Origin of the sequence: Kitasatospora sp. NPDC051702 (assembly GCF_040681575.1) — a bacterium.
Classification (GTDB): Bacteria; Actinomycetota; Actinomycetes; order Streptomycetales; family Streptomycetaceae; genus Kitasatospora.
The window spans coordinates 281,185-288,901 of record NZ_JBFAZB010000003.1 but is presented as its reverse complement, the minus strand read 5'-3'; the positions used below and the strand labels follow the sequence as shown (position 1 = coordinate 288,901).

General features: G+C 73.0%; 9 protein-coding genes. 2 read left to right on the top strand and 7 right to left on the bottom strand.

The features are described from left to right. Positions 1-132: 132 nt before the first annotated feature. From AB0N04_RS04840 to AB0N04_RS04825, 4 genes are all read right to left on the bottom strand, one after another. Positions 133-1,149 carry a transglycosylase family protein gene (locus AB0N04_RS04840; RefSeq protein WP_363363289.1) on the bottom strand — a complete coding sequence of 339 codons (1,017 nt, stop codon included), beginning with the start codon at positions 1,147-1,149 and terminating at the stop codon, positions 133-135. A gap of 57 nt (positions 1,150-1,206) precedes the next feature. Beyond that, on the bottom strand, positions 1,207-2,613 hold the full coding sequence (locus AB0N04_RS04835) for a VCBS repeat-containing protein (RefSeq protein WP_363363287.1): 1,407 nt from the start codon (positions 2,611-2,613) through the stop codon (positions 1,207-1,209). Between the two features lie 213 nt (positions 2,614-2,826). Then, positions 2,827-3,102 carry a hypothetical protein gene (locus AB0N04_RS04830; RefSeq protein ID WP_360207192.1) on the bottom strand — a complete coding sequence of 92 codons (276 nt, stop codon included), beginning with the start codon at positions 3,100-3,102 and terminating at the stop codon, positions 2,827-2,829. 37 nt (positions 3,103-3,139) lie between these two features. Continuing rightward, a complete protein-coding gene (locus AB0N04_RS04825; RefSeq protein ID WP_360207195.1) occupies positions 3,140-3,370 on the bottom strand; it encodes a hypothetical protein in 231 nt (76 codons plus the stop codon). Between the two features lie 340 nt (positions 3,371-3,710). Here AB0N04_RS04825 and AB0N04_RS04820 point away from each other — a divergent pair, with 340 nt between their 5' ends. Further along, positions 3,711-4,697: a LuxR C-terminal-related transcriptional regulator gene (locus AB0N04_RS04820; RefSeq protein ID WP_360207198.1), complete on the top strand. Its 987-nt coding sequence runs from the start codon at positions 3,711-3,713 to the stop codon at positions 4,695-4,697. A 170-nt stretch (positions 4,698-4,867) separates the two neighbouring features. Beyond that, positions 4,868-5,653 (top strand): VOC family protein, encoded by a 786-nt coding sequence (locus AB0N04_RS04815; protein ID WP_360207201.1) that lies wholly within the window; start codon positions 4,868-4,870, stop codon positions 5,651-5,653. 145 nt (positions 5,654-5,798) lie between these two features. Here AB0N04_RS04815 and hisF read toward each other — a convergent pair whose 3' ends face one another. Genes hisF through priA form a run of 3 tightly spaced genes read right to left on the bottom strand, consistent with a single transcriptional unit; the run spans position 5,799 to position 7,716 of the window. Beyond that, the gene (hisF, locus tag AB0N04_RS04810) at positions 5,799-6,569 is read right to left on the bottom strand and encodes an imidazole glycerol phosphate synthase subunit HisF (RefSeq protein WP_360207203.1); all 771 of its coding nucleotides are present in this window, start codon (positions 6,567-6,569) and stop codon (positions 5,799-5,801) included. Next, a complete protein-coding gene (locus tag AB0N04_RS04805) occupies positions 6,566-6,997 on the bottom strand; it encodes a RidA family protein (protein ID WP_360207206.1) in 432 nt (143 codons plus the stop codon). The genes hisF and AB0N04_RS04805 overlap by 4 nt, the downstream gene beginning before the upstream one ends. Next, positions 6,994-7,716: a bifunctional 1-(5-phosphoribosyl)-5-((5-phosphoribosylamino)methylideneamino)imidazole-4-carboxamide isomerase/phosphoribosylanthranilate isomerase PriA gene (gene priA / locus AB0N04_RS04800; protein ID WP_360207208.1), complete on the bottom strand. Its 723-nt coding sequence runs from the start codon at positions 7,714-7,716 to the stop codon at positions 6,994-6,996. The genes AB0N04_RS04805 and priA overlap by 4 nt, the downstream gene beginning before the upstream one ends. Position 7,717 lies beyond the last annotated feature (1 nt).

Sequence of the window (7,717 nt, the reverse complement as noted above, 5' to 3'; positions counted from 1 at the left end):
GCCCCCCCCCAACGCGGGCCGCCCCGGGCCCCCGGGTCCGGCCACCCCCCCCTGCGCCCCCCCCGGGGGGGGGGGGGGGCCCCCACCCGGGGGTGGGCCTCCTCTCCCCTGTGGAGGAGGCCCACGCTCCGGTCACCAGCCGCCGGTGCCGATCTCGGTGCGGGAGCTCAGGCCGCTGCCGGTGCCCTTGTAGAGGTAGAGCTTGCCGGTCTGGCCCGGGTCGGAGTCGACGGCCGCGAGGTCGCCGATGCCGTCACCGGTGAAGTCCGCACCCGCGTAGTCGGATATCCCGTTCCAGCCGCCGGTGCCGATCTCCACCCGGTCCCCCAGGCCACGCCCCGTGCCCGGGTACAGCCAGAGCTTGCCGGTGGACTTCTCGGTGGCGACGATGTCGTCCTTGCCGTCCTTGTTCATGTCCCCCGGACTGACGATCTTGTTCATCCCGTTCCAGCCGCCGGACCCGATCTCCACCCGCTTGCCGAGGGCGCCGCCGAGGCCGGGGTACAGCCACAGCTTCCCGGTGGAGTTCTCGCTCGCCACGACGTCGGCCACGCCGTCGCCGTTGAAGTCGCCCACGGCCAGGTTGCTCATGCCGTTCCAGCCGCCGGAGCCGATCATCACCCGGCTCCCCAGTGCCCCCGTGCCGGTGCCCGGGTAGGAGAACAGCTTGCCGGTGGACACCTCGACGGCCACCAGGTCCTTCTTGCCGTCGCCGTTGAAGTCACCCGCCGTCAGGTTGGTCATCCCCGGGTCGGACGGCCCCGCCGGGTACGGGTCCGCGTGGTCGGTGGAGAGCCCGGTGCCGGGGCTGCAGGTCCACGCGCCGGCCCCCTGGTCGGCGAGGATCTTCTCGGCGATCAGGATCTGTTCCTTCTTGGTCGCCTGGTGCGGGTAGGCCGCGTACTGGGTGCCGCCGTAGTGCCGCCAGTTGGCCTCGTTGATCTGAAGGCCGCCGTAGTAGCCGTTCCCGGTGTTGATGGACCAGTTGCCGCTGCTCTCGCAGGCGGCCACCTTGTCCCAGGTGCTGACGGAGGCGGCGCCGGCGGTTCCGGCGGTTGCGGCGACGACGAGGGGTGCGAGGCTCAGTGCGAGGACGGCGGTGCTCCTGCGCACGCGGGACCGTGCGGGCGTACGGGTCTGTGCGGACATGGGTGTTCTCCCCCTGGAGGTGGTGCAGAGCAAGTGGGTTCGGGACGGTGCCGCGGCCTACCAGCCGCCGGAGCCGATCTCGGTGCGGGAGCTCAGCCCGCTGCCGGTGCCCTTGTAGAGGTAGAGCTTCCCGGTCTCGCCCGGGTCGGAGTCCACGGCCGCGAGGTCGCCGATGCCGTCACCGGTGAAGTCCGCACCCGCGTAGTCGGAGATCCCGTTCCAACCACCCGTGCCGATCTCCACCCGGTCCCCCAGACCGCGCCCCGTCCCCGGGTACAGCCACAGCTTGCCCGTCGACGTCTCGGTGGCGACCAGGTCGTCCTTCCCGTCCTTGTTCATGTCCCCCGGGCTGACGATCTTGTTCATCCCGTTCCAGCCACCGGAACCGATCTCCACCCGGCTGCCCAGACCACTGCCCGTCCCCGGGTACAGCCACAGCTTCCCCGTCGAGTTCTCACTGGCCACGACGTCGTCCTTGCCGTCACCGTTGAAGTCACCCACCGCGGTGTTGTTCATCCCGTTCCAGCCACCGGACCCGATCTCCACCCGGTCACCCACACCGCTGCCCGTCCCCAGGTACAGCCACAACTTGCCCGTCGACTTCTCCGTCGCCACGATGTCGTCCCGACCGTCCCGGTTCAGGTCGCCCACCGCCAGGTTGCTCATCCCGTTCCAGCCACCGGAACCGATCATCACCCGGCTCCCCAACGTCCCCGTCCCCGTCCCGGGGTAGGAGAACAGCTTGCCGGTGGACACCTCGACGGCCACCAGGTCCTTCTTGCCGTTCCCGTTGAAGTCACCCGCCGTCAGGTTGGTCATCCCCGGGTCGGAGGGCCCGTCCTCGCGGATGGACTTGTTGCGGACCGGAACGTAGGTGCCGTAGCCGGGGTAGTAGGGGTAGGGGATCTCGCGGTAGTGGACGCCGCTGCCGGTGAACTCGTAGCCCATGTAGTGGCTGGAGTCGGTCCACTTCTCGAACAGCACGACGTGGCCGTTGGCGCCGCTGTTGTCGTTGAGCAGCGCGTCGCCGGGCTTGAGGTCGCCCTTGCCGATCTGCTCGGTGACGCCGCGCGGGCCGAAGGTGTCGGTGGTCAGCGAGTCGTCGAGCTTCCAGGCCATCGAGACGTAGCCGGAGCAGTCGGTGCGGTACCCGTTGTGCGAGCCGGTCCAGCTGTAGTCGAGGCCGATGCCGACCCAGGTCTTGGCGCGCCGGATGGCCTCGCTGCGGGTGACGGCCGGGGCCAGGACGGACGCGGCCGCCGACGAGGCCCCGGCGGCGGGCGCCTGGGCGGCCCCGACCGGCTGGCCCGCGCCACCGTACTCGCCGCCCGCGACGGCGGTGACGGCGGTGGCGGCGGGATCGGCGGCGAGCGCGGTGCCGCCCTGGACGACCAGGCCGAGGGAGAGCGAGCCGGCCAGCCCGAGGGCGACGGCGGACGTGCGGAGATAGGCCTTGCGGGACATGGATGCTCCTGGAAGTGGCATGCGGAGGACCGGCGCGGCGCGCAGGCGCCCGGATCACCGGAAGAAGGAACGCCGGGGTGAGTCCGGCGGGAAGGAACGCCGAAGAGGCCCCGGCAGGAAGCAACGCCGGAAGGACTCCGGCGCGAAGCAGCGCCGGAAGGGACTCCGGCAGGAAGGAATGCCGGAGCGGCTCCGGCAGGATGCGGACGGCCGTCAGCCGGCGACGGTGACGCGCCAGGCCCGGAAGGCCGGGGAGCGCGAGAGCGCGGCGGAACAGAGGGCCAACGAGTGGGCGGGGGCGCGGTCGCCACTTCCGCCGCTGGTGAAGACGACGAGGTCGATGGAGTCCTGACGGGCTCTCGACTGGACGTGCTCCAGGCCGGCGCCGGGATCGGCGTGGGCCCAGAGCACGTCCTTCAGGACGTGGGCGTCGGCGTCGCTGGCCGGTCGCCGGTCGGGGCTGGTGAGCGTCAGGCGGACGATGTGCATCGGGTCGGGTTCGAGCGGCCGTCGCCGGCGGCGGCGGTCACTTCTTGTTGTCCCAGCTGATGCTGCCCGGGTCACCCAGGCCGGGCTTGCCCTGGCCGCCCGAGCCCGCCCCACCCGTGCCGAGGTCGCCCGTGCCGGGGTCGCTCGCCGCGGACACGCCCGCCACGGTGTCCGGTGCGGCGGCGACGGCGGTGACGGCCGGCAGGGCGAGCGTGGCCACGACTGCCGCGGCCGCGAGGACGCCGGGAACGCGAGCGGAGATCCGCATGGAGAACAACCCCCTGGTTGCTGGTCGGTCGGTTCGTCGGGACGGACGGCTCTGGTTCCCGTCGTCCCACCCGGCCCGGGGCTCGGCGCCCCTGCGGCTCGGTGATCCATATCCTGCAGGCCCGACCGGCGCGCCGGAAGGCCTTTCCCGCGACAGCATCAGGCCTGGCAGCATCGCGCCACGACCGGCGCCCCCGGTCCGGCAGCCCCGGCCCGGCAGCCCCTGCCGCCCCACCGATGCACCGTCAGATCTCCTTGCACACACATGAGTGAACTGTGAGAATCGCGCAGACGGCCTTGACACCACCTGGCCGCGCGCATCGGCGAATCCGGGGGGAATCGTGCTCGAAGTGCTGGGACTGGACCCGGCGGCGGAGGCCGTCTACGCGGCCCTGCTGGTCGAGCCCGGGTGCGGGGTCGCCGACCTCTGCCGCCGCCTGCGGCTCTCGGAGACGGCCGCGCGGGAGGCCCTCGACCGGCTCGCGGACCTGACGCTGCTGCGCCCCTCCCAGGAGGTCGACGGCGCGCTGCGCCCGGTCAGCCCGGCGGTCGGCCTGGAGGCCGTCATCCGCCGCCAGGAGGACGACCTCGCCCGCCGCCAGCAGGAGTTGGCCGCCAGCAAGGCCGCCGTGGCCCGGGCCGTCGCCGCCTACGCCGACCTGATGCCCAACACCACCTCGGAGGCGACCGAGCGGCTGGTCGGGATGGACGCGATCCAGGCCAGGCTCGAGACGCTGGCGCGCGGCCTGCGGGAGGAGTTCCTCGCCGCCATCTCGGGCGGGGCGCAGTCCCAGGCCAGCATGGACGCCGCCCGTCCGCTCGACCGGGACGCGCTGGAGCGCGGGGTCGCCATGCGGACGCTGTACCAGGACAGCGTCCGCAACGACCAGGCCACCCACGCGTACGCCCAGTGGCTGACCGGGCTGGGCGGCCAGGTGCGGACGGCTCCCCTGCTGCCGCCGCGGCTGCTGGTCTTCGACCGGCACACCGCCGTCGTCCCGATCGACCCGACCCGGACGAGGCTGGGGGCGCTCTGCACCAGCGAGCCCGGGCTGGTCGCCTCGCTGGTCGCCCTGTTCGAGCAGGCCTGGTCCACGGCCGTGCCGCTCGGCGCCGACCAGCCCACCCATCACGACACCGGCCTCACCCCGGCCGAACGCGACCTGCTCCGGCTGCTCGGGACGGGTCTGACGGACGAGGGCGCCGGCAAGCGGCTCGGCATCTCGGTGCGCACCGTGCGCCGCCAGATGTCCGCCCTGATGGAGCGGCTCGACGCCGCCAGCCGCTTCGAGGCCGGGCTGAAGGCGGCGCAGCGGGGCTGGCTGTAGCCGCCCGCGGGGGCCCCGCCCCGCCCGAGCCGCCGAATCCGCGAGGTCAGCCGTGTCCCGGCTGCGGATGTCAGTGGTCGGGTGCAGACTCGCAGGTGGCCGGGAAGGGGGCGTGTGCGCGTCCTCGGGGGGCCGTTCCGGTCACTTCTCCGTCGAAGGGGCACCACCTCATGCTCACCACCGACTTTCCCGCCGGCGCACCCTGCTGGATCGACCTCGGCAGCCCGGACGTGGCGGCCACCGCCGAGTTCTACGGCAAGGTGTTCGGCTGGACGTTCGAGTCCGCCGGTCCGGAGACGGGCGGTTACGGGTTCCTCCAGCTGAACGGCAGGACGGTCGCGGCGGTCGGCCCGCTGCAGGACCAGGGCGCCAGGTCCGCGTGGACGACGTACTTCCACACCTCGGACGCGGACGCCACCGTGAAGGCCGTCGAGCAGGCCGGCGGCACGGTGCGGGTGCCGGCGATGGACGTGATGACGGCCGGTCGGATGGCGCAGCTGACGGACCCGCAGGGCGCCGAGTTCGCGGTCTGGCAGCCGGGTGACGTCCGCGGCCTGGACGTGGTGTCGGAGGACGCCACGCTGGTCTGGTCGGAGCTGCACAGCGCCGACCCGGAGGCCGGCTTCGGCTTCTACCGGGCGCTGTTCGGCTGGCGGGTGGAGAACTTCGAGCCGTCGCCGGGCATGAACTACCGGGTGCTCTCCACGGCCGACGGCGACCAGCAGGCCACCAGCTTCGGCGGCATCGCGCCGGTCATGTCCGCGGAGCAGCCGTCCGCGTGGACGCCGTACTTCGCCGCGGACGACGTGGACGCGGTGATCGCGAGGGCGACGGCGGCCGGCGGCTCGGTGATGATGCCGGCCGAGGACGTGCCGAACGTGGGCCGTCTCGCCTGGCTGGCGGACCCGAACGGCGCCCCGTTCGCGCTGATCAAGGGTGAGCCCCGGCAGTCCTGAGCCCCGGCAGTCCTGAGCCCGGCAGTCCAGGACCCCGGCAGGACCCCGGAGCCCCACCCCCACCCCCGACGCCCGCCGACGACCGCACACACCGAGGGCCCGCCGCACCGGCACCACTCCGGCACGACGGGCCCTCGGGCCTGCCTCAGCGCACCGGGTGCCCGGCCTCGCGCAGCGCGTCCTTGACCTCGCCGATCCGCAGGTCGCCGAAGTGGAAGACGCTGGCGGCGAGCACCGCGTCGGCGCCCGCCTCGACGGCCGGCGCGAAGTCGGCGAGCCGGCCGGCGCCACCGGAGGCGATGACGGGCACCGAGACGGCCTTGCGGACGGCCCGGATCATCTCCAGGTCGTAGCCGTCCTTGGTGCCGTCGGCGTCCATGGAGTTCAGCAGGATCTCGCCGGCGCCGAGCTCGGCGGCGCGGCCGGCCCATTCGACGGCGTCGAGGCCGGTGCCGCGGCGGCCGCCGTGGGTGGTGACCTCGTAGCCGGAGGCGGTCTCGGTGCCGGGCGGGCAGCGCCGGGCGTCGACGGAGAGCACCAGGACCTGCCGGCCGAAGCGCTGGGCGATCTCGCGGACGAGCTCCGGACGGGCGATGGCGGCGGTGTTGACGCCGACCTTGTCCGCACCGGCCCGCAGCAGCTTGTCGACGTCCTCGACGGCACGGATGCCGCCGCCGACGGTGAGCGGGATGAAGACCTGCTCGGCGGTGCGGCGGACCACGTCGTAGGTGGTCTCCCGGTCCCCGGAGGAGGCGGTGATGTCGAGGAAGGTCAACTCGTCGGCGCCCTCGGCGTCGTAGAGCTTGGCCATCTCCACCGGGTCACCGGCGTCGCGCAGGTTCTGGAAGTTGACGCCCTTGACCACCCGCCCGGCGTCGACGTCCAGGCAGGGGATGACACGTACGGCGAGGGTCACGGCTGTTTGCCTTCCAGGGTCTTTGCCAGCCCGGTACGGTGGGCGTCGAGCTCGACCTCGACCATCATCCGGGAGTCGATCAGGCCCTCGACCACCACCATGGTGGCCACCGGGCGGGCGGCGTCGAAGAGTTCGCGGTGGGCGCGGCCCACCTCGTCGGCGTCGCGGACGTGGGTGATGTACATCCGGGTGCGGACCACGTCGTCCGCCGTCAGACCGTACGCGGCGAGGGCCTGCAGCCCGACGCCGAACGCGGCGAGGGTCTGCCGGTACGGGTCGCCCTCGTGCTCGATCCGGCCGTCCACCCAGGCGGTGGTGCCGGCCACGTGCACGTAATCCCCGGCGGCGACGGCCCGCGAGTAGCCGAAGGCGTCCTCCCAGGGGGAGCATCCGGCGACCCTGCCGCGTACGATCCGACGTTCCGTCATCCTGAAACCGCCTCCAGGGCCTCTTCGAGGGTGAACTTCTGCTCGTAGAGTGCCTTGCCCACGATGGCGCCCTCGACACCCTCGCCGACCAGGCCGGCGATGGCGCGCAGGTCGTCCAGGGAGGAGACGCCGCCGGAGGCGACGACCGGGCGGTCGGTGGCGGCGCAGACGTCGCGCAGCAGCTGCAGGTTGGGGCCGGTCAGGGTGCCGTCCCGGTTGACGTCGGTGACGACGTAGCGGGCGCAGCCCTCCTGGTCGAGCCGGGCGAGGACGTCGAAGAGCTCGCCGCCGTCGCGGGTCCAGCCGCGGCCGCGCAGGGTGGTGCCGACGACGTCCAGGCCGACGGCGATCTTGTCGCCGTGCTCGGCGATGGCCTTGGCGACCCACTCGGGGGCCTCCAGGGCGGCGGTGCCGAGGTTGACGCGGGTACAGCCGGTGGCGAGCGCGTTGGCGAGCGACTCGTCGTCGCGGATGCCGCCGGACAGCTCGACCTTGATGTCGAGGCGGCCGGTGACCTCCTTGAGCAGCGCGTAGTTGGTGCCGGTGCCGAAGGCGGCGTCGAGGTCCACCAGGTGCAGCCACTCGGCGCCGGCGTTCTGCCAGGCGAGGGCGGCGGCCAGCGGCTCGCCGAAGGAGGTCTCGGTGCCGGAGGCGCCCTTGACCAGGCGGACGGCCTGGCCGTCGCGGACGTCGACGGCGGGAAGCAGTTCGAGGCTCATT

Bases quoted from the DNA above. Each gene is read 5' to 3' on its own strand.
- AB0N04_RS04840 (WP_363363289.1), bottom strand. From the start codon at position 1,149: ATGTCCGCACAGACCCGTACGCCCGCACGGTCCCGCGTGCGCAGGAGC.
- AB0N04_RS04835 (WP_363363287.1), bottom strand. From the start codon at position 2,613: ATGTCCCGCAAGGCCTATCTCCGCACGTCCGCCGTCGCCCTCGGGCTG.
- AB0N04_RS04830 (WP_360207192.1), bottom strand. From the start codon at position 3,102: ATGCACATCGTCCGCCTGACGCTCACCAGCCCCGACCGGCGACCGGCC.
- AB0N04_RS04825 (WP_360207195.1), bottom strand. From the start codon at position 3,370: ATGCGGATCTCCGCTCGCGTTCCCGGCGTCCTCGCGGCCGCGGCAGTC.
- AB0N04_RS04815 (WP_360207201.1), top strand. From the start codon at position 4,868: ATGCTCACCACCGACTTTCCCGCCGGCGCACCCTGCTGGATCGACCTC.
- AB0N04_RS04805 (WP_360207206.1), bottom strand. From the start codon at position 6,997: ATGACGGAACGTCGGATCGTACGCGGCAGGGTCGCCGGATGCTCCCCC.
- priA (WP_360207208.1), bottom strand. From the start codon at position 7,716: ATGAGCCTCGAACTGCTTCCCGCCGTCGACGTCCGCGACGGCCAGGCC.